Here is a 17,317-nt window from a genome sequence, read left to right as displayed (position 1 = left end):
ACGGGATAGGGCTCGATGCGTTCCCTATTCCCATGCACAAGCACAAAAAAAGCCGACCTTCAGGTCGGCTTTTGGTGCTGCACTGGGCAACAACACCCAGGCAGAACGAGGATCACTCCTCGCCGGCTGCCTCGTCGGCGACCGGACGGTCGACCAGCTCGACATAAGCCATGGGAGCGTTATCGCCAGTACGGTAGCCGCACTTCAGGACACGCACATAGCCACCGGGACGGTTGGCATAGCGCGGACCCAGCTCGTTGAAGAGCTTGCCGACCGCTTCCTTCGAGCGGGTGCGGCTGAAGGCCAGACGACGGTTGGCGACGCTGTCCTGCTTGGACAAGGTAATCAACGGCTCGATATGACGACGCAGTTCCTTGGCCTTGGGCAGGGTAGTCTTGATGACTTCATGCTCGACCAGCGACACGCACATGTTCTTGAACATGGCTTGGCGGTGCGAGCTGGTACGATTCAGATGACGACCACTCTTACGATGACGCATGGTTGTAGTTCCTTACCAAACTGGGACTCGAGTCGACGCTCACGCAGAGGCCTTGTCGTCCTTCAGGCTTGAGGGCGGCCAGTTTTCAAGCCGCATGCCCAGGGACAGACCACGTGCTGCCAATACGTCCTTGATCTCGTTCAGGGACTTCTTGCCGAGGTTCGGGGTCTTCAACAGCTCGACTTCGGTACGCTGAATCAGATCGCCGATGTAATAGATATTCTCGGCCTTGAGGCAGTTGGCGCTGCGGACGGTCAACTCGAGATCGTCTACGGGGCGCAGCAGGATGGGATCGATGTGATCCTCTTCCTCCACGATTTCCTGTTCCTTGTCGGCTTCCAGATCGACGAACGCACCCAACTGCTCCTGCAGAATGGTGGCGCTACGACGGATAGCCTCTTCGGGATCCAGGGTACCGTCGGTTTCCAGGTCGATGACCAGCTTGTCGAGGTCGGTGCGCTGTTCGACACGCGCCGCTTCGACGGCATAGGAAACGCGACGCACGGGGCTGAAGGTCGCATCAAGCTGCAGGCGGCCGATGGCCCGGGTTTCGTCTTCCGCGTCGGCACGGGTATCCGCAGGCTCGTAGCCGCGACCACGAGCCACCTTGAGCTGCATTTTCAGCTCGGCGCCTTCGTTGACGTGGGCAATCACGTGCTCGGGATTGACGATTTCCACGTCGTGGTCGGTAGCGATATCGCCAGCGGTCACGACACTGGGGCCCTGCTTGTTCAGCGTCAGCACGGCCTCGTCGCGGCTATGCATCTTGATAGCCACGTCCTTGAGATTCAGGAGGATCTCGATAACGTCTTCCTGCACGCCCTCGATCGCGCTGTACTCATGATCGACACCGGCGATCTCAGCTTCCACAACCGCACAGCCGGGCATGGAAGACAGCAGGATGCGACGCAGAGCATTCCCCAGGGTGTGGCCGAAACCGCGCTCGAACGGCTCGAGCACGATCTTCGCGTGGTGCGCGTTGATCTCTTCGACCTTGATGTCGCGAGGACGGAGAAACTCTGTCACTGAACGCTGCATATGTACACCTTTCAGGCTGCCAAACGGATACTTGGTACTCTTGGCCGGGCCCATCCACAGACCCGGCATCACGCGGCGGCGCGATTACTTCGAGTACAGCTCGACAATCAGGTTTTCGTTGATGTCGGCAGACAAATCGCCGCGTTCCGGGACAGCCTTGAAAGTGCCTTCCATCTTCTTGGAATCGACATCGATCCAGGCGACATCGCCACGCTGGCCAGCCAGTTGCAGGGCGTGCTGGATACGCGCCTGGTTCTTGGCCTTTTCGCGCACGGCAACCACGTCACCGGGTTTGACCTGGTACGACGCTACGTTGACGGTGCGGCCGTTGACGGTAATCGCCTTATGGCTGACCAGCTGACGTGCTTCCGCACGCGTGGAGCCAAAGCCCATACGATAGACGACATTGTCCAGTCGGGATTCGAGAAGCTGCAGCAACAGTTCACCGGTCGCGCCCTTCATGCGGGCCGCTTCCTGGTAATAGTTGCGGAACTGCTTCTCGAGTACGCCGTAGATGCGACGCACTTTCTGCTTCTCGCGAAGCTGCAAGCCGTAGTCGGAAAGACGCTGACGGCGCTGGCCGTGCACACCCGGAATCTGTTCGGATTTGCACTTCTTCTCGAAGGGAGTGACACCGCTCTTCAGAAAGAGGTCGGTACCCTCGCGACGAGACAGTTTGCACTTCGGTCCAATATAACGAGCCATGAGTCTGTCTCCTTAAACGCGGCGTTTCTTCGGCGGACGGCAGCCGTTGTGGGGAACGGGCGTCGCGTCGGTGATGCTTTGCACGCGGAAGCCGGCGGCATTCAAGGCACGCACGGCGGACTCACGGCCAGGACCGGGGCCCTTGACCAGCACGTCTACGTTTTTCACACCATACTCGGCTGCAGCAGTCGCTGCACGCTCGCTTGCCACTTGGGCAGCGAACGGGGTGCTCTTACGAGAACCACGAAAACCCGAACCACCGGCAGTCGCCCAAGAGAGAGCGTTGCCCTGGCGGTCTGTGATCGTCACGATCGTGTTGTTAAAAGAGGCATGGATGTGGGCAACCGCATCCACTACCTGCTTTTTCACCTTTTTACGGTTACTACGCGGGTTAGCCATGTTGATGTTTCTTCCTGTCTAAACGCCAGTACGTGCGTATTATTTACGAATTGGCTTACGCGGTCCCTTACGGGTGCGCGCGTTGGTCTTGGTACGCTGACCACGCAGCGGAAGACCACGACGATGGCGCAGACCACGGTAGCAACCCAAGTCCATGAGACGCTTGATGTTCAAGGTCACATCACGACGAAGGTCGCCTTCAACGGTATATTTGCCGACTTCAGTACGCAGCGTATCCAGCTCATCGCTGGACAGGTCCTGAATCTTGGTGGTCGGCGCAATGCCGGCTGCAGCACAGACTTCTTGTGCGCGAGTACGGCCAATCCCGAAGATATAGGTCAGCGAGATCGCCGCATGCTTGTTGTCCGGGATATTGACGCCTGCAATACGGGCCATCAGCTTACTCCGAAATTTGAGCGGCTTGCTCGATTGGTCATCTGTAAAAGGCGCAATAGCATACCCCTTTGTCCCGATGAGGACAAGGGGTATGCCGGCGCCCGCTTCAGGCCAGGGCTTATTAGCCCTGGCGCTGCTTGTGCCGCGGTTCGATGCAGATGACGCGCACAGCGCCATTGCGTCGAATGATCTTGCAGTTACGGCACATTTTCTTGACGGAAGCTCGAACTTTCATCGTTCTCTCCATTACGCGGCCGGCTGCGCCTTAGCGCATGATGCCGCCGCTACCGTAGCCTTTCAGGTTGGACTTCTTCATCACTGACTCGTACTGGTGCGACATGAGGTGCGACTGCACCTGAGCCATGAAATCCATGATGACCACGACCACGATAAGCAGGGAAGTACCGCCGAAGTAGAAGGGTACCTGCCAAGCCACAACGAGGAACTGGGGCATCAAGGAAACCGCGGTGATGTAGAGGGCACCGAACAGTGTCAGACGGGTCATGACTTTATCGACATAGCGAGCGGTCTGCTCACCAGGACGGATACCCGGGAGGAAGGCGCCCGACTTCTTGAGATTGTCGGCGACATCCTTGGGGTTGAAGACCAGCGCTGTGTAAAAGAAGCAGAAGAATACCACTGCCGCAGCGAAAAGCAAGATGTACAACGGCTGCCCCGGGGCCAGCGACTGCGAGGCCGCCTGCAACCATTGGAAGCCATCCGCCGACCCGACCCACTGGCCGATCGACGCCGGAAACAGCAAGATGCTCGAAGCGAAGATCGCCGGTATGACACCGGCCATGTTGACCTTGAGCGGCAGATAGCTGCTTTGCCCGGCATACATCTTGTTACCCACCTGACGACGCGGATAGTTCACCGTGATGCGGCGTTGGCCGCGCTCGATGAACACCACGAACGCCACGGTGGCGATCGCCAGCACCGTCAGTGCCAGCAGCGGCAATATATTCCATGCACCATCATTACGGGCCAGCTCGAAGGACTGACCGATCGCACTGGGCAATCCTGCAACGATACCCGCAAAAATGATCAGGGAAATGCCGTTGCCGATCCCTTTCTCGGTGATCTGTTCACCCAGCCACATCAGGAACACCGCACCGGCGACGAAAGACACGATCGCCGTGAAGTAGAAGCTGAAATCGCTGGTATAGGTCACGCCTTGCCCGACCAGACCAACTGCCATGCCTGTCGCCTGGATCAGCGCCAGCAACACCGTACCATAGCGTGTGTACTGGCTGATCTTGCGACGGCCGGCCTCACCTTCCTTCTTCAGCTGCTCGAGCTGAGGCGAGGTCGCAGTCAGGAGCTGCATGATGATCGACGCGGAGATGTAAGGCATGATGCCCAGCGCGAGGATACTCATGCGCTCCAGCGCACCACCCGAGAACATGTTGAACAGGCTCAGGATGGTGCCCTGATTTTCCCTGAATAAGGCAGCAAGCTGGTCAGGATTGATGCCAGGCACGGGAATATGTGCGCCAATACGGTACACGACGATGGCAAGGAACACGAAGCGCAAGCGCGCCCAGAGTTCACTCAACCCGCTTCCCATGGCCGGCATGTTTCCTGACTTAGCCATTTATTCCTCTACCTTGCCGCCAGCAGCTTCGATCGCGGCGCGGGCACCCTTGGTGACCTTGAGACCACGAACGGTAACCGCCTTGTTCAGTTCGCCGGAGAGGATCACCTTCGCATACTGCGTGGCGTCCTTGAGCACGTTGGCCTGCTTGAGCGTGTCCAGGTCGGCGACATCACCTTCGACCTTGGCCAGCTCGGCCAGGCGGACTTCCTCGGACACCAGCGACTTCATGGAAGTGAAGCCAAACTTCGGCAGACGGCGCTGCAGCGGCATCTGACCGCCTTCGAAACCTGGCTTGATGCTGCCACCGGAGCGTGACGTCTGGCCCTTATGGCCACGCCCGCCGGTCTTGCCCAGGCCAGAACCAATGCCGCGACCGACACGCTTCTCGGCGTGCTTGGAACCCGGTGCCGGGCTCAGGCTATTGAGTTTCATGGATTACTCTCCCTCAACACGCACAAGGTAGTTGACCTTGTTCACCATACCGCGTACGGCAGGGGTGTCTTCCAGTTCGACCGTATGACCGATGCGGCGCAGGCCAAGACCTTTCATGGTGGCCTTGTGCTTTTCCAGCACGCCGATGGTGCTACGGGTCTGAGTGACCTTGATCTTTGCTGCCATGGTGCCTTACCCCGCGATCTCTTCGACGGACAGGCCGCGCTTGGCGGCGATGTCATCCGGAGACTGCATGGAGGAGAGACCATTGATGGTCGCACGCACCACGTTCACCGGGTTGGTAGAACCGTAGCACTTGGCCAGGACGTCATGGACGCCGGCCAGTTCGAGTACGGAGCGCATGGCACCGCCAGCAATGATCCCGGTACCTTCGGAAGCCGGCTGCATGTAAACCTTGGAGGCACCGTGACGGGCCTTGACCGGATACTGCAGCGTGCTGCCTTTGAGGCTGACCTTGATCATGTTGCGACGCGCCTGGTCCATGGCCTTCTGGATCGCAACCGGCACTTCGCGCGCCTTGCCACGACCGAAGCCAACACGACCATTACCGTCGCCAACGACGGTCAGAGCGGTAAAGCCGAAGATACGGCCACCCTTGACCACCTTGGCGACACGGTTGACCTGCACCAGCTTCTCTTGCAGATCTCCGCCGTTCTGTTCGTTCTTCGCCATCGTAAAACCCTTTAGAATTCCAGGCCGCCTTCACGAGCGGCGTCGGCCAGGGCCTTGACGCGGCCGTGGTATTTGAACCCGGCACGATCGAAGGCTACCTGAGTGATGCCTGCTTCCTTGGCGCGCTCAGCAATCAGCGCACCCACCTTGGCGGCGGCGTCGGCGTTACCGGTACCACCTTCACGCAGGCTCTTGTCCAGCGTGGAAGCACTGGCGAGCACCTTGCCACCATCCGGCGAGATGATCTGCGCGTAGATGTGACGCGGGGTACGGTTGACGCACAGGCGATACACGCCCAGCTCGCGAATCTTGGCGCGAGCACGGCGGGCACGACGGAGACGAGATTCTTTCTTCGCGTTCATAACCCTGCCTTACTTCTTCTTGGCTTCTTTGCGGCGGACCTGCTCGTCGCCGTACCGGATACCCTTGCCCTTGTAGGGTTCGGGCGGACGGAAGGCGCGGATTTCCGCCGCGACCTGGCCGAGCTGCTGCTTGTTCGCGCTCTTGAGCACGATGGTGGTGTTCTTGGGCGTTTCCGCCGTGACACCTTCAGGCAGCGTGTATTCGACCGGGTGCGAGAAGCCGAGTGTCAGGTTGAGCGTCTTGCCACTTGCCTGGGCACGATAGCCGACGCCATTGATCTCGAGGGACTTGGTGAAGCCCTCGGAGACACCGGTGACCATATTCTGGACCAGTGCACGTGAGGTACCGACCATTGCCCAGCTCTTGGCGGTCTCGCTCGGAGTGAAGGTCAGTTGGCCTTCCTCCTGACCGATCACCACGTCAGGGTGAACGGTCATGCTCAGTGAGCCCTGGCCACCCTTGACGGTGAGCTGATCGCCGTCGAATTTGACCTCGACGCCGTTCGGCAATTTAACCGGATATTTGGCTACGCGGGACATTCCAAACTCCTAGAATACGGTGCAGAGGACTTCACCACCGACACCAGCATGACGTGCCGCACGATCGGTCATCACGCCCTTGGAGGTGGAAACGATCGCGACACCCAGGCCATCGGCGACTTTCGGCAATGCATCCTTGCCCTTGTACTGACGCAGGGAAGGCTTGGACACACGCTGAATGTGTTCGATGACCGGCTTGCCCTCAAAGTACTTGAGAGTGACGGACAGTTCGGGCTTGGCACCTTCAGCGACGGTATAGTCGCCAATGTAGCCCTCTTCTTTGAGTACGCGGGCCACTTCTACCTTGAGCTTGGAAGACGGCATGGTAACCGCCTCCTTGGTGGCCATCTGCGCATTGCGGATACGAGTGAACATATCCGCCAGAGTATCTTGCATGCTCATTACGTTGCGCTCCTGATTCTCGACGTGGCGTTACCAGCTGGACTTCTTGAGTCCGGGAACGTCGCCACGCATGGCGGCTTCACGCAGCTTGTTACGGGCCAGCCCGAACTTGTTGTAGTAGCCGTGCGGACGACCGGTCATGCGGCAGCGGTTACGCCGACGAACCGGGCTGGAGTCGCGCGGCAACGACTGCAGCTTGAGCTGGGCGTCGAAGCGCTCTTCGTCAGAAGTGTCAACACTGTTGATAATTGCCTTGAGCTCGGCACGCTTGGCGGCATATTTGTCGACCAGCTTCGCGCGCTTGAGCTCACGCTCTATCATGCTTTTCTTTGCCATGATCCCACCCTTATTTCTTGAACGGGAAGTTCAGCGCGCTCAGCAGCGCACGGCCTTCTTCATCGCTGTTGGCAGTGGTGGTGATAGTGACATCCAGCCCACGAATTCGATCGATCTTATCATACTCGAGCTCGGGGAAGATGATCTGCTCACGCACACCCATTGAATAGTTGCCACGCCCGTCGAACGACTTCGGGTTCAAACCGCGGAAGTCGCGAACACGGGGAATCGCGATGTTGACCAGGCGATCCAGGAAGTCCCACATGCGCTCGCTGCGCAGGGTCACCTTGATCCCGATCGGCCATCCTTCGCGGACCTTGAAGCCAGCGATGGACTTGCGCGCCTTGGTCACCAACGGCTTCTGACCGGAAAGCTTCTCCAGGTCACCGATGGCATTGTCGATCAGCTTTTTGTCGCTGGTCGCGTCGCCGATACCCATGTTCAGGGTCACCTTGGTGATCCGGGGCACCTGCATCACGTTGGCGTAGCTGAACTGCTCTTGGAGTTGAGCCACCACCTCGTTCTGATAACGTTCTTTCAAGTTCGCCATTTTGCTATCCGACTCGCGTTAGGCGTCGATCTGCTTCTGCGTCGACTTGTAGATACGTACCTTGGTACCGTCTTCCGACATCTGGAAGCCGACGCGATCCGCTTTGCCGGTCTCCGCATTGAAGATGGCCACGTTGGACGCGTGAATCGGAGCCTCGCGCTCGACGATACCCCCCTGGTTGCCCAGCATGGGGTTGGGCTTGGTGTGACGCTTGATCATGTTCACACCCGACACGACATAGCGACCGTCCTTGAGGACGCGCTTGATCGTGCCACGCTTACCCTTGTCCTTGCCGGCAATGACGATCACTTCATCGTCACGTTTGATCTTTTGCATATCCGCCTCGCTCCTTACAGCACTTCAGGCGCCAAGGAAATGATCTTCATGAACTTCTCGGTACGAAGCTCACGAGTTACCGGCCCGAAGATACGGGTACCGATCGGCTGTTCGTTGGTGTTGTTCAACAAAACCGCCGCATTTCCATCGAAGCGAATCAGCGAACCGTCGGGACGACGGATACCGCTGCGCGTACGCACCACGACCGCTTTCATGACCTGGCCTTTCTTGACCTTGCCACGCGGAATGGCTTCCTTCACCGTTACCTTGATGATGTCACCCACGCGGGCGTAACGGCGGTGAGAACCGCCCAGCACCTTGATGCATTGCACCCGGCGCGCGCCGCTGTTGTCGGCGACATCCAGCATTGTCTGTGTCTGAATCATCGGTTTTCTCCAAACCTAATCTGGCTGCACTGGCTCTTGAGGCGTGTCTCGAACTCAGCCCTTGGACTGTTCGACCACCTCGACCAGCGTCCAGGCCTTTTTCTTCGACAGCGGGCGGCATTCCGCGATGGACACCGTATCGCCCTGCTTCGCCTGGTTCGCCTCGTCGTGGGCGTGCAGCTTGGTGGAGCGCTTAACGTACTTGCCATAGATCGGATGACGCTCGCGGCGTTCGATCATTACGACGATGGACTTGTCCATCTTGTCGCTCACCACCTTGCCGGTGAGCGTACGGGCTTTCTTCTCTTCGGCCATCTCAGTCACCTGCCTTCTCGTTGAGCACAGTCTTCACGCGGGCGATATCCCGGCGTACCTGCTTGAGCAGATGAGTCTGGCTCAGTTGGCCGGTGGCCTTCTGCATGCGCAGGTTGAACTGCTCGCGGAGGAGCTCGAAAAGCTGCTCCTGCAGCGCTTCGACTGACTTTTCACGAATTTCCTGGGCTTTCATCACATCACCGTCCGTTTCACAAAGGTGGTGGATACGGGCATCTTCTGCGCCGCCAGGGAGAACGCTTCACGCGCCAACTCCTCGGAAACGCCTTCGATTTCGTAGAGCACCTTGCCCGGCTGAATCTGGGCGACCCAGTACTCGACGGAGCCCTTACCCTTACCCATACGGACTTCCAACGGCTTGTTGGTAATCGGCTTGTCCGGGAAGACGCGAATCCAGATCTTGCCGCCACGCTTGACGTGACGGGTAATGGCACGACGGCCGGCTTCGATCTGACGGGCGGTGATACGACCGCGACCCGTGGCCTTGAGACCGTACTCGCCGAAGCTCACCTTGCTTCCGCGATGCGCCAGGCCACGGTTGCGGCCCTTCTGCATCTTGCGGAATTTAGTACGCTTGGGTTGCAACATCGACTACATCTCCCCTTACTTGGAACCTTTCTTCTTGGGCGCGGGCTGGCCTTGCGGCTGCTTCTGCTTGGCACGCACCTCTTCGATGCCCCCGAGGATTTCACCCTTGAAGACCCACACTTTGACGCCGATAACGCCATAGGTGGTGTGCGCTTCGTAGGTCGCGTAGTCGATGTCCGCGCGCAGGGTGTGCAGCGGCACACGACCTTCGCGATACCACTCGGTACGTGCGATTTCTGCACCACCGAGGCGGCCGGACAGCTGCACCTTGATGCCGCCGGCACCCAGACGCATGGCGTTCTGGACGGCACGCTTCATGGCGCGGCGGAACATCACGCGGCGCTCCAGCTGGCCGGCGATATTCTGAGCGACGAGCGCTGCGTCGAGTTCGGGCTTGCGAACTTCCTCGATGTTGACGTGAACGGGCACGCCCATCATCTCGGTGACTTCGCGACGCAGACGATCGACGTCCTCACCCTTCTTGCCGATCACGATCCCCGGACGTGCCGTGTGGATAGTGATACGCGCATTATTAGCGGGGCGCTCGATAGTGATGCGGCTCACGGAGGCGTTTTTGAGACGCTGCTCCAGGAAGCGACGCACTTCGAGATCGTTATTCAGCTTGTCGGCATAAGCACCGCGCTCGGCATACCAGACCGATGTATGGTCCTTGACGATACCGAGACGAATGCCTGTCGGATTTACTTTCTGACCCATCTGGTCGACTCCTACTTCTCGGCTACCTTGACGGTGATGTGGCAAGTGCGCTTCAAAATGCGATCCGCACGGCCCTTGGCGCGCGGCTGGATGCGCTTGAGCGTCATGCCCTCATCGACGCAGATGGTCGAGACACGCAGCTCGTCAATGTCCATGCCGTTATTTTCTTCCGCGTTAGCAATGGCGGACTGAAGCACCTTCTTGACCAGCTTGGCAGCCTTCTTCGGTGAGAAGGCCAGCAGGTCGAGCGCCTCGGCGACCGGTTTACCGCGCACCTGGTCAGCCACCAAACGGGCCTTCTGGGCGGATAAACGAGCGCCACGCAGCTTAGCTGTGACTTCCATCTCTCAATCCTCTCTGGCTTACCGTTTGGCTTTCTTGTCCGCCGCATGGCCGCGGTAGGTGCGGGTAGCAGCGAATTCGCCCAGCTTGTGGCCAACCATTTCCTCGGAGACATGCACCGGGACATGTTGGCGACCGTTATGGACGGCAATGGTGAGCCCGACCATGTTGGGCAGGATCATGGAACGACGCGACCAGGTCTTGATCGGTTTGCGGTCGTTCTTCTCCACTGCAGTCTCAACCTTCCTCAGCAGATGAAGGTCAATAAAAGGACCTTTCTTCAGTGAACGTGGCACAGCCGTTACCTCTTAAAGTCTGTTACTTGGCCTTGCGGCGACGAACGATCAGCTTATCGGTGCGCTTGTTCTTGCGGGTCTTGTGGCCCTTGGTCGGGACACCCCACGGCGAGACCGGATGACGACCGCCACTGGTACGGCCTTCACCGCCACCGTGCGGGTGATCCACCGGGTTCATCGCGACACCGCGAACAGTCGGACGCACACCGCGCCAGCGTTTGGCACCGGCCTTGCCCAATTGACGGAGGCTGTGCTCTGAGTTGCTCACTTCGCCGAGGGTGGCACGGCACTCGGCCAGTACCTTGCGCATCTCGCCGGAGCGCAGACGCAGGGTGGCGTAGTTGCCTTCGCGAGCGACCAGCTGGGCGCTGGCACCGGCACTGCGAGCGATCTGCGCACCCTTGCCGGGCTTGAGCTCGATGCAGTGTACGGTGGAGCCCACCGGGATATTGCGCAGCGGCAGGCAATTGCCCTTCTTGATCGCTGCATTGACACCGGACTCGAGCTTGTCGCCAGCGCTCACGCCCTTGGGCGCGATGATGTAGCGGCGCTCGCCGTCCATGTACTTCAGCAGGGCAATGTGTGCACTGCGGTTCGGGTCGTGTTCCAGGCGCTCGACGATGGCCGGAACGCCATCCTTGGTGCGCTTGAAGTCGACCAGACGATAGTGCTGACGGTGCCCACCGCCCACGTGGCGGGTGGTGATGCGACCGTGGTTGTTACGGCCACCAGACTTGGACTGTTTTTCGAGCAGCGGCGCGTAAGCGCGGCCCTTGTACAGTTCCTCGCCAACGATCTTGACGACGTGGCGACGACCGGCGGATGTGGGTTTGGTCTTAACTACTGCCATGATCCGTACTCCTGCCCTTATTCGGCGCCAGAGAAGTCTTCGAGGGTCTCGCCCGCAGCCAGCTTAACGTAGGCTTTGCGGTAGCCCTTGCGCAAACCAGTGCCATGCACGGTACGCTTGGTCTTGCCCTTCATGTTCAGGACCTGAACCCGATCGACCTTCTTGCCGAAGAGCGCCTCGACGGCCTTCTTGATCTCGGGCTTGGTTGCGTCCTGGGCCACCTTGAACACGTACTGGTTGTTTTCGGCGGCGAATGCGGCCTTCTCGGTCATGTGCGGGCCGAGCAGAACCTTGAATACGCGTTCCTGGTTCATGCCAACTTCTCCTCGAATTTGCGCAGAGCGGAGACGGTGACCAGCACCTTGTCAAAGGCAACCAGACTCACCGGATCGGCAGCGGCGACATCCACGACATCCACGTTGGGAATGTTGCGTGCGGCCAGATAAAGCTTCTCGTCGACTTCCTCGGTGACGATAAGCACCTTCTCCAGACCCAGCTCCTTGAGCTTGGCAACCAACTGCTTGGTCTTCGGCGCATCAACGACGAACTCCTCGACGGCCACCAGGCGCTCCTGGCGAACCAGCTCCGAGAGGATCGAACGCATCGCTGCGCGATACATCTTGCGGTTGACCTTCTGGGTGTAATCCTGCGGACGCGCCGCAAAGGTCACACCACCGCTGCGCCAGATCGGCGAACGGATGGTACCGGCGCGGGCACGGCCGGTACCCTTCTGACGCCACGGCTTCTTGCCACCGCCGCTGACTTCAGAACGGGTCTTCTGGGCGCGAGTACCCTGACGACCACCCGCCAGATAGGCAGTGACCACCTGGTGAACCAGCGCCTCATTGAATTCTTTGCCAAAGGTTGCGTCGGCGACTTCGACGGTACCGCCGGCACCTGCAAGATTCAGATTCATCGGTAATTACCCCTCAGCGAGCTTTCACGGCACTGCGAACGATCACGTCGCTACCCGGTGCACCGGGAACAGCGCCCTTGACGAGCAGCAGGTTACGTTCAGCATCGACGCGTACGACTTCCAGGCTCTGGACGGTGGTACGGGCATTGCCCATCTGACCGGCCATCTTCTTGCCCTTGAATACGCGACCCGGGGTCTGACACTGGCCGATGGAGCCAGGCGCACGGTGGGACAGAGAGTTGCCGTGGGTCATGTCCTGGGTACGGAAATTCCAGCGCTTAACGGCGCCTTGATAACCCTTACCCTTGGAGGTGCCGGTCACATCGATCTTCTGACCAGCTTCAAAGAGGGATACGGTGAGTTCGCCACCCACTTGCGGAGCGTCTTCGCCTTCGGACAGGCGAAACTCCATCAGTGAACGGCCAGCCTCGACACCTGCCTTGGCGTACTGGCCTGCAGCCGCCTTGCTCAGGTGCTTGGACTTGCGGGAGCCGGTCGTTACCTGAATCGCGCTATAGCCGTCGGTTTCGACGTTCTTGACGCGAGTCACGCGATTAGGCTCAACCTCGATAACGGTTACGGGCACGGAGGCGCCATCTTCGGTGAAGATGCGGGTCATACCGCTCTTCTTACCGACTAAACCGATAGTCATGTTCAGTCTCCTATAGTGTACGGGGCTATCACCCGCTATGGCTGCCCTTTCCAGAGCATTCCACTAGCACATTGTGTGACGCCATCCCGGCGTGGCGACCATGCTGCCTCTAGGCAGCCTGCCGCAAGTGTCTAGTGTGGATTAATCGAGCTTGATCTGTACGTCCACGCCAGCAGCGAGGTCGAGTTTCATCAGCGCATCGACGGTCTTTTCCGTCGGCTCGACGATATCGAGCACGCGCTTGTGTGTGCGAATTTCGTACTGGTCGCGCGCGTCTTTATTGACGTGCGGAGAGATCAGTACGGTATAACGCTCACGATTGGTCGGCAGCGGAATCGGTCCACGCACCTGAGCCCCAGTTCGCTTCGCGGTATCCACGATTTCTTGAGCGGACTGATCGATCAGGCGGTGGTCGAAGGCTTTCAACCGAATGCGAATCTTCTGGTTCTGCATTAGCCCTAAACTCCAATGGATGTCGACGGCCTTCGCCGCCTACCCACGCATTTAAAGGATGCGCATTATAGGCATGCAGACTTGCAGAGTCAAACATGCGCAGAAAGGGGGCTCCTTGTGGAGCCCCCTTCGATCATCTGAAGTCCAGGACTTACTGGATGATCTTGGCGACGACACCGGCGCCAACGGTACGACCGCCTTCGCGGATAGCGAAGCGCAGGCCGTCTTCCATGGCGATCGGTGCAATCAGGGTGACGGTCATCTGGACGTTGTCGCCAGGCATGACCATCTCGACGCCTTCCGGCAGCTCACAGGTACCGGTTACGTCGGTGGTACGGAAGTAGAACTGCGGACGATAGCCCTTGAAGAACGGCGTGTGACGACCACCTTCCTCCTTGGACAGGATGTAGACTTCGGATTCGAAGACGGTGTGCGGAGTAATGGAACCCGGCTTGGCCAGGACCTGACCACGCTCGACGTCGTCACGCTTGGTACCACGCAGCAGAGCACCGATGTTCTCGCCAGCACGACCTTCGTCGAGCAGCTTGCGGAACATTTCGACACCGGTAACGGTAGTCTTGGTGGTGTCCTTGAGACCGACGATCTCGACTTCGTCACCGGTGCGAACGATACCGCGCTCGACACGGCCGGTCACGACGGTACCGCGACCGGAGATGGAGAACACGTCTTCGATCGGCATCAGGAACGGCTGGTCGATGGCACGCTCCGGCTCCGGGATGTACTCGTCTAGCGCCTTGATCAGGTTGGCAACGGCAGTGGTACCCATGCCGTTGTCATCCTTGCCTTCGAGAGCCATCAGTGCAGAACCGATGATGATCGGCGTGTCGTCACCCGGGAAGTCGTACTCGCCGAGAAGTTCGCGAACTTCCATCTCGACCAGTTCGAGCAGCTCTTCGTCATCGACCATGTCGGCCTTGTTCAGGAACACGACGATGTATGGAACGCCAACCTGGCGAGACAGCAGGATGTGCTCGCGAGTCTGCGGCATGGGGCCGTCAGCGGCAGAACAGACCAGAATAGCGCCGTCCATCTGGGCAGCACCGGTGATCATGTTCTTGACGTAGTCAGCGTGCCCCGGGCAGTCGACGTGGGCGTAGTGACGCGTCTCGGACTGGTACTCGACGTGAGCAGTCGCGATGGTGATACCACGCTCACGCTCTTCCGGAGCGTTGTCGATGGTATCGAAGGCGCGCCAGTCACCACCGAATACCTCGGCGGAGACACGGGTCAGAGCTGCAGTCAGCGTGGTCTTGCCGTGGTCGACGTGACCGATGGTACCGACGTTGACGTGCGGTTTGGAACGCTCAAATTTTTCCTTAGCCACTGCTATAACCTCTTTACGTTAGCTAACGGTTAACCGTTCTGGTTGATGACGGCTTCGACGACGCTGGACGGCGCCTCTTCGTAATTCGCAAACTCCATAGTGTAGCTTGCGCGGCCCTGGGTCTGAGAACGCAGATCGGTCGCATAACCGAACATCTCAGCCAACGGAACCGTGGCACGGATGATCTTGCCGGAAGAAGAGTCATCCATACCCTGCACAAGGCCACGACGACGATTCAGGTCGCCCATGACATCACCCATGAAATCTTCGGGGGTCACGACCTCTACCTTCATCACCGGCTCAAGCAGGACTGCCTTGGCCTTGCGAGCACCTTCCTTGATCGCCATGGAAGAGGCGATCTTGAACGCGGTCTCGTTAGAGTCCACGTCGTGGTAGGAACCGTCGAACAGCGTAACCTTGACGTCAATCATCGGGTAACCCGCGATGACACCGTTCTGCAGCTGCTCATAGGCCCCTTTCTCGACGGCCGGCACGTATTCCTTGGGAACCACGCCACCGACGATCTCGGACGCGAACTTGAAGTGCATCTCCTCGTCCTCGCCCTTGTCTTCGGCCGTCAGCGGCTCGATGCGCAGGTATACGTGACCGTACTGACCGCGACCGCCCGACTGACGTACGAACTTGCCTTCCTGCTCGACCGAATGGCGAATGGTCTCGCGATAGGCCACCTGCGGCTTGCCGATATTGGCCTCGACCTTGAACTCGCGACGCATGCGGTCGACGATGATATCGAGGTGCAGCTCACCCATGCCGGAGATGATGGTCTGTCCGGTTTCCTCGTCGGTCTTGACGCGGAAAGACGGATCTTCCTGAGCCAGCTTGCCCAGTGCTACGCCCATCTTCTCCTGGTCAGCCTTGGACTTCGGCTCCACCGCCACGGAGATGACCGGATCCGGGAACTCCATGCGCTCAAGAACGATCTTCTCGTTGATGTCGCACAGCGTATCGCCGGTGGTGACATCCTTAAGGCCGATACAGGCCGCGATGTCGCCGGCCAGAACTTCCTTGATCTCTTCGCGGGAGTTGGCATGCATCTGGACGATACGGCCGACGCGCTCTTTCTTCTGCTTGACAGAGTTATAGACGCTATCGCCGGACTTCAACACCCCGGAATAGACCCGGATGAAGGTCAGGGTACCGACGAACGGGTCGGTGGCGATCTTGAAGGCCAGAGCAGCGAAAGGCGCGCTGTCGTCGGCCTCACGCGTCGCAATGGTGCCATCCTTGTCGTCCAGCTCACCCTCGATGGCCTTGACCTCGGTGGGCGACGGCATGTACTCGATAACACCGTCCAGCACTGCCTGCACGCCCTTGTTCTTGAACGCGGAACCACAGGTGATCAGAACGATTTCGTTATCTAGGGTACGACGACGCAGGCCGGCCTTGATGTCTTCCTTGGAGAGCTCACCCTCTTCGAGGTACTTGTCCATGAGCTCTTCGGACGCCTCGGCTGCCGCCTCGACCATCTCTTCGCGATACTTTTCAGCGGTTTCCTGCAGCTCGGCCGGAATGTCGACGAGCTCGTAGTTCATGCCGAAGTTATCTTCGTCCCAAAGAATGGCCTTCATCTCGATCAGATCGATGACGCCCTTGAAGTCCTCTTCCGCGCCCCAGTTGATCTGGATCGGCACGGCGTTGGCGCCCAGGCGCTGCTTGAGCTGATCGACGACCATGAAGAAGTCGGCACCGGCGCGGTCCATCTTGTTGACGAACACCATGCGCGGAACTTCGTACTTGTTGGCCTGGCGCCAGACGGTTTCCGTCTGCGGCTGCACACCGGAAGAACCACACAGCACGACCACGGCGCCGTCGAGGACACGCAGCGAACGCTCGACCTCAATGGTGAAGTCGACGTGCCCGGGCGTATCGATGATGTTGATACGATGCTCGTCGAACTGCTTGCTCATGCCCTGCCAGAAGCAGGTAGTCGCCGCCGAGGTGATAGTGATACCACGCTCTTGCTCCTGCTCCATCCAGTCCATGGTGGCTGCGCCTTCATGAACCTCGCCAACCTTGTGAGACAGGCCGGTATAGAACAGGACACGCTCGGTAGTGGTGGTCTTCCCGGCGTCGACGTGAGCAACGATACCGATATTGCGGTAACGCTTAAGCGGAGTCTTGCGTGCCACG

30 protein-coding genes are annotated in these 17,317 nt (G+C 59.1%); all 30 read right to left on the bottom strand.

Annotation, left to right across the window (positions count from 1 at the left end):
- Nucleotides 1-112 precede the first annotated feature (112 nt).
- The 30 genes from rplQ to fusA all read right to left on the bottom strand — a co-directional run bounded on the left by rplQ (nt 113) and on the right by fusA (nt 17,316).
- Nucleotides 113-499 carry a 50S ribosomal protein L17 gene (gene rplQ, locus MHM84_RS16430; RefSeq protein ID WP_239267421.1) on the bottom strand — a complete coding sequence of 129 codons (387 nt, stop codon included), beginning with the start codon at nt 497-499 and terminating at the stop codon, nt 113-115.
- A 39-nt stretch (nt 500-538) separates the two neighbouring features.
- A complete protein-coding gene (gene rpoA / locus MHM84_RS16425) occupies nt 539-1,537 on the bottom strand; it encodes a DNA-directed RNA polymerase subunit alpha (protein ID WP_239267420.1) in 999 nt (332 codons plus the stop codon).
- Nucleotides 1,538-1,621: 84 nt separating this feature from the next.
- Nucleotides 1,622-2,242 carry a 30S ribosomal protein S4 gene (rpsD, locus tag MHM84_RS16420; RefSeq protein ID WP_239267419.1) on the bottom strand — a complete coding sequence of 207 codons (621 nt, stop codon included), beginning with the start codon at nt 2,240-2,242 and terminating at the stop codon, nt 1,622-1,624.
- 12 nt (nt 2,243-2,254) lie between these two features.
- Nucleotides 2,255-2,641, bottom strand: a complete 387-nt coding sequence (gene rpsK, locus MHM84_RS16415; RefSeq protein ID WP_011505752.1) for a 30S ribosomal protein S11 — start codon at nt 2,639-2,641, stop codon at nt 2,255-2,257.
- 39 nt (nt 2,642-2,680) lie between these two features.
- Nucleotides 2,681-3,037, bottom strand: coding sequence for a 30S ribosomal protein S13 (gene rpsM, locus MHM84_RS16410; protein WP_019020522.1), 357 nt, complete (start codon nt 3,035-3,037; stop codon nt 2,681-2,683).
- A gap of 121 nt (nt 3,038-3,158) precedes the next feature.
- The gene (rpmJ, locus tag MHM84_RS16405; RefSeq protein ID WP_009099023.1) at nt 3,159-3,272 is read right to left on the bottom strand and encodes a 50S ribosomal protein L36; all 114 of its coding nucleotides are present in this window, start codon (nt 3,270-3,272) and stop codon (nt 3,159-3,161) included.
- A gap of 30 nt (nt 3,273-3,302) precedes the next feature.
- Nucleotides 3,303-4,634, bottom strand: a complete 1,332-nt coding sequence (gene secY, locus MHM84_RS16400; RefSeq protein WP_239267418.1) for a preprotein translocase subunit SecY — start codon at nt 4,632-4,634, stop codon at nt 3,303-3,305.
- The gene (gene rplO / locus MHM84_RS16395; protein ID WP_239267417.1) at nt 4,635-5,069 is read right to left on the bottom strand and encodes a 50S ribosomal protein L15; all 435 of its coding nucleotides are present in this window, start codon (nt 5,067-5,069) and stop codon (nt 4,635-4,637) included.
- A 3-nt stretch (nt 5,070-5,072) separates the two neighbouring features.
- Nucleotides 5,073-5,255 (bottom strand): 50S ribosomal protein L30, encoded by a 183-nt coding sequence (gene rpmD / locus MHM84_RS16390; protein WP_019020525.1) that lies wholly within the window; start codon nt 5,253-5,255, stop codon nt 5,073-5,075.
- Nucleotides 5,256-5,261: 6 nt separating this feature from the next.
- A complete protein-coding gene (gene rpsE, locus MHM84_RS16385; RefSeq protein WP_092845389.1) occupies nt 5,262-5,762 on the bottom strand; it encodes a 30S ribosomal protein S5 in 501 nt (166 codons plus the stop codon).
- Between the two features lie 11 nt (nt 5,763-5,773).
- Entirely contained in the window at nt 5,774-6,124 is a 351-nt protein-coding gene (gene rplR, locus MHM84_RS16380) for a 50S ribosomal protein L18 (protein WP_019020527.1), read from the bottom strand.
- A gap of 9 nt (nt 6,125-6,133) precedes the next feature.
- The gene (gene rplF / locus MHM84_RS16375) at nt 6,134-6,664 is read right to left on the bottom strand and encodes a 50S ribosomal protein L6 (RefSeq protein ID WP_239267416.1); all 531 of its coding nucleotides are present in this window, start codon (nt 6,662-6,664) and stop codon (nt 6,134-6,136) included.
- Between the two features lie 9 nt (nt 6,665-6,673).
- Entirely contained in the window at nt 6,674-7,066 is a 393-nt protein-coding gene (gene rpsH, locus MHM84_RS16370; protein ID WP_239267415.1) for a 30S ribosomal protein S8, read from the bottom strand.
- Nucleotides 7,067-7,096: 30 nt separating this feature from the next.
- Nucleotides 7,097-7,402, bottom strand: coding sequence for a 30S ribosomal protein S14 (rpsN, locus tag MHM84_RS16365; protein WP_239267414.1), 306 nt, complete (start codon nt 7,400-7,402; stop codon nt 7,097-7,099).
- A 10-nt stretch (nt 7,403-7,412) separates the two neighbouring features.
- Nucleotides 7,413-7,952, bottom strand: a complete 540-nt coding sequence (gene rplE, locus MHM84_RS16360; protein ID WP_239267413.1) for a 50S ribosomal protein L5 — start codon at nt 7,950-7,952, stop codon at nt 7,413-7,415.
- A gap of 18 nt (nt 7,953-7,970) precedes the next feature.
- Nucleotides 7,971-8,288, bottom strand: a complete 318-nt coding sequence (rplX, locus tag MHM84_RS16355) for a 50S ribosomal protein L24 (protein WP_134017581.1) — start codon at nt 8,286-8,288, stop codon at nt 7,971-7,973.
- A 14-nt stretch (nt 8,289-8,302) separates the two neighbouring features.
- Nucleotides 8,303-8,674, bottom strand: a complete 372-nt coding sequence (gene rplN / locus MHM84_RS16350; RefSeq protein WP_239267412.1) for a 50S ribosomal protein L14 — start codon at nt 8,672-8,674, stop codon at nt 8,303-8,305.
- A gap of 54 nt (nt 8,675-8,728) precedes the next feature.
- Nucleotides 8,729-8,989 (bottom strand): 30S ribosomal protein S17, encoded by a 261-nt coding sequence (gene rpsQ, locus MHM84_RS16345; protein WP_026300676.1) that lies wholly within the window; start codon nt 8,987-8,989, stop codon nt 8,729-8,731.
- A gap of 1 nt (nt 8,990) precedes the next feature.
- On the bottom strand, nt 8,991-9,182 hold the full coding sequence (gene rpmC, locus MHM84_RS16340) for a 50S ribosomal protein L29 (RefSeq protein ID WP_019020535.1): 192 nt from the start codon (nt 9,180-9,182) through the stop codon (nt 8,991-8,993).
- The gene (rplP, locus tag MHM84_RS16335) at nt 9,182-9,595 is read right to left on the bottom strand and encodes a 50S ribosomal protein L16 (protein ID WP_019020536.1); all 414 of its coding nucleotides are present in this window, start codon (nt 9,593-9,595) and stop codon (nt 9,182-9,184) included. Before rplP ends, rpmC begins: the two co-directional genes overlap by 1 nt.
- A 15-nt stretch (nt 9,596-9,610) precedes the next feature.
- A complete protein-coding gene (gene rpsC, locus MHM84_RS16330) occupies nt 9,611-10,312 on the bottom strand; it encodes a 30S ribosomal protein S3 (protein WP_019020537.1) in 702 nt (233 codons plus the stop codon).
- Between the two features lie 11 nt (nt 10,313-10,323).
- On the bottom strand, nt 10,324-10,656 hold the full coding sequence (gene rplV / locus MHM84_RS16325) for a 50S ribosomal protein L22 (protein ID WP_019020538.1): 333 nt from the start codon (nt 10,654-10,656) through the stop codon (nt 10,324-10,326).
- 18 nt (nt 10,657-10,674) lie between these two features.
- Nucleotides 10,675-10,950, bottom strand: coding sequence for a 30S ribosomal protein S19 (rpsS, locus tag MHM84_RS16320; protein ID WP_019020539.1), 276 nt, complete (start codon nt 10,948-10,950; stop codon nt 10,675-10,677).
- Nucleotides 10,951-10,972: 22 nt separating this feature from the next.
- On the bottom strand, nt 10,973-11,800 hold the full coding sequence (gene rplB / locus MHM84_RS16315; RefSeq protein ID WP_239267411.1) for a 50S ribosomal protein L2: 828 nt from the start codon (nt 11,798-11,800) through the stop codon (nt 10,973-10,975).
- Nucleotides 11,801-11,817: 17 nt separating this feature from the next.
- On the bottom strand, nt 11,818-12,114 hold the full coding sequence (gene rplW / locus MHM84_RS16310) for a 50S ribosomal protein L23 (protein WP_239267410.1): 297 nt from the start codon (nt 12,112-12,114) through the stop codon (nt 11,818-11,820).
- The gene (rplD, locus tag MHM84_RS16305) at nt 12,111-12,716 is read right to left on the bottom strand and encodes a 50S ribosomal protein L4 (RefSeq protein WP_239267409.1); all 606 of its coding nucleotides are present in this window, start codon (nt 12,714-12,716) and stop codon (nt 12,111-12,113) included. Before rplD ends, rplW begins: the two co-directional genes overlap by 4 nt.
- Nucleotides 12,717-12,729: 13 nt before the next feature.
- A complete protein-coding gene (gene rplC / locus MHM84_RS16300; RefSeq protein ID WP_239267408.1) occupies nt 12,730-13,368 on the bottom strand; it encodes a 50S ribosomal protein L3 in 639 nt (212 codons plus the stop codon).
- Nucleotides 13,369-13,509: 141 nt separating this feature from the next.
- Complete coding sequence (rpsJ, locus tag MHM84_RS16295; protein WP_011505728.1) at nt 13,510-13,821, bottom strand: 30S ribosomal protein S10; 312 nt, start codon at nt 13,819-13,821, stop codon at nt 13,510-13,512.
- A 151-nt stretch (nt 13,822-13,972) separates the two neighbouring features.
- Nucleotides 13,973-15,166: an elongation factor Tu gene (gene tuf, locus MHM84_RS16290; RefSeq protein ID WP_239267407.1), complete on the bottom strand. Its 1,194-nt coding sequence runs from the start codon at nt 15,164-15,166 to the stop codon at nt 13,973-13,975.
- Nucleotides 15,167-15,195: 29 nt separating this feature from the next.
- Complete coding sequence (gene fusA / locus MHM84_RS16285) at nt 15,196-17,316, bottom strand: elongation factor G (protein ID WP_239267406.1); 2,121 nt, start codon at nt 17,314-17,316, stop codon at nt 15,196-15,198.
- Nucleotide 17,317: the final 1 nt, after the last annotated feature.

This window comes from Halomonas sp. McH1-25 (assembly GCF_022348165.1).
GTDB lineage: Bacteria > Pseudomonadota > Gammaproteobacteria > Pseudomonadales > Halomonadaceae > Modicisalibacter.
Note: the sequence above shows the minus strand (reverse complement) of the source record. Positions and strands in the feature narration are given on the sequence as shown.

What these genes read in the sequence shown, in the direction of transcription:
- rplQ (WP_239267421.1), bottom strand. Translation starts at nt 499, where the DNA reads ATGCGTCATCGTAAGAGTGGTCGTCATCTGAATCGTACCAGCTCGCAC.
- rpoA (WP_239267420.1), bottom strand. Translation starts at nt 1,537, where the DNA reads ATGCAGCGTTCAGTGACAGAGTTTCTCCGTCCTCGCGACATCAAGGTC.
- rpsD (WP_239267419.1), bottom strand. Translation starts at nt 2,242, where the DNA reads ATGGCTCGTTATATTGGACCGAAGTGCAAACTGTCTCGTCGCGAGGGT.
- rpsK (WP_011505752.1), bottom strand. Translation starts at nt 2,641, where the DNA reads ATGGCTAACCCGCGTAGTAACCGTAAAAAGGTGAAAAAGCAGGTAGTG.
- rpsM (WP_019020522.1), bottom strand. Translation starts at nt 3,037, where the DNA reads ATGGCCCGTATTGCAGGCGTCAATATCCCGGACAACAAGCATGCGGCG.
- rpmJ (WP_009099023.1), bottom strand. Translation starts at nt 3,272, where the DNA reads ATGAAAGTTCGAGCTTCCGTCAAGAAAATGTGCCGTAACTGCAAGATC.
- secY (WP_239267418.1), bottom strand. Translation starts at nt 4,634, where the DNA reads ATGGCTAAGTCAGGAAACATGCCGGCCATGGGAAGCGGGTTGAGTGAA.
- rplO (WP_239267417.1), bottom strand. Translation starts at nt 5,069, where the DNA reads ATGAAACTCAATAGCCTGAGCCCGGCACCGGGTTCCAAGCACGCCGAG.
- rpmD (WP_019020525.1), bottom strand. Translation starts at nt 5,255, where the DNA reads ATGGCAGCAAAGATCAAGGTCACTCAGACCCGTAGCACCATCGGCGTG.
- rpsE (WP_092845389.1), bottom strand. Translation starts at nt 5,762, where the DNA reads ATGGCGAAGAACGAACAGAACGGCGGAGATCTGCAAGAGAAGCTGGTG.
- rplR (WP_019020527.1), bottom strand. Translation starts at nt 6,124, where the DNA reads ATGAACGCGAAGAAAGAATCTCGTCTCCGTCGTGCCCGCCGTGCTCGC.
- rplF (WP_239267416.1), bottom strand. Translation starts at nt 6,664, where the DNA reads ATGTCCCGCGTAGCCAAATATCCGGTTAAATTGCCGAACGGCGTCGAG.
- rpsH (WP_239267415.1), bottom strand. Translation starts at nt 7,066, where the DNA reads ATGAGCATGCAAGATACTCTGGCGGATATGTTCACTCGTATCCGCAAT.
- rpsN (WP_239267414.1), bottom strand. Translation starts at nt 7,402, where the DNA reads ATGGCAAAGAAAAGCATGATAGAGCGTGAGCTCAAGCGCGCGAAGCTG.
- rplE (WP_239267413.1), bottom strand. Translation starts at nt 7,952, where the DNA reads ATGGCGAACTTGAAAGAACGTTATCAGAACGAGGTGGTGGCTCAACTC.
- rplX (WP_134017581.1), bottom strand. Translation starts at nt 8,288, where the DNA reads ATGCAAAAGATCAAACGTGACGATGAAGTGATCGTCATTGCCGGCAAG.
- rplN (WP_239267412.1), bottom strand. Translation starts at nt 8,674, where the DNA reads ATGATTCAGACACAGACAATGCTGGATGTCGCCGACAACAGCGGCGCG.
- rpsQ (WP_026300676.1), bottom strand. Translation starts at nt 8,989, where the DNA reads ATGGCCGAAGAGAAGAAAGCCCGTACGCTCACCGGCAAGGTGGTGAGC.
- rpmC (WP_019020535.1), bottom strand. Translation starts at nt 9,182, where the DNA reads ATGAAAGCCCAGGAAATTCGTGAAAAGTCAGTCGAAGCGCTGCAGGAG.
- rplP (WP_019020536.1), bottom strand. Translation starts at nt 9,595, where the DNA reads ATGTTGCAACCCAAGCGTACTAAATTCCGCAAGATGCAGAAGGGCCGC.
- rpsC (WP_019020537.1), bottom strand. Translation starts at nt 10,312, where the DNA reads ATGGGTCAGAAAGTAAATCCGACAGGCATTCGTCTCGGTATCGTCAAG.
- rplV (WP_019020538.1), bottom strand. Translation starts at nt 10,656, where the DNA reads ATGGAAGTCACAGCTAAGCTGCGTGGCGCTCGTTTATCCGCCCAGAAG.
- rplB (WP_239267411.1), bottom strand. Translation starts at nt 11,800, where the DNA reads ATGGCAGTAGTTAAGACCAAACCCACATCCGCCGGTCGTCGCCACGTC.
- rplW (WP_239267410.1), bottom strand. Translation starts at nt 12,114, where the DNA reads ATGAACCAGGAACGCGTATTCAAGGTTCTGCTCGGCCCGCACATGACC.
- rplD (WP_239267409.1), bottom strand. Translation starts at nt 12,716, where the DNA reads ATGAATCTGAATCTTGCAGGTGCCGGCGGTACCGTCGAAGTCGCCGAC.
- rplC (WP_239267408.1), bottom strand. Translation starts at nt 13,368, where the DNA reads ATGACTATCGGTTTAGTCGGTAAGAAGAGCGGTATGACCCGCATCTTC.
- rpsJ (WP_011505728.1), bottom strand. Translation starts at nt 13,821, where the DNA reads ATGCAGAACCAGAAGATTCGCATTCGGTTGAAAGCCTTCGACCACCGC.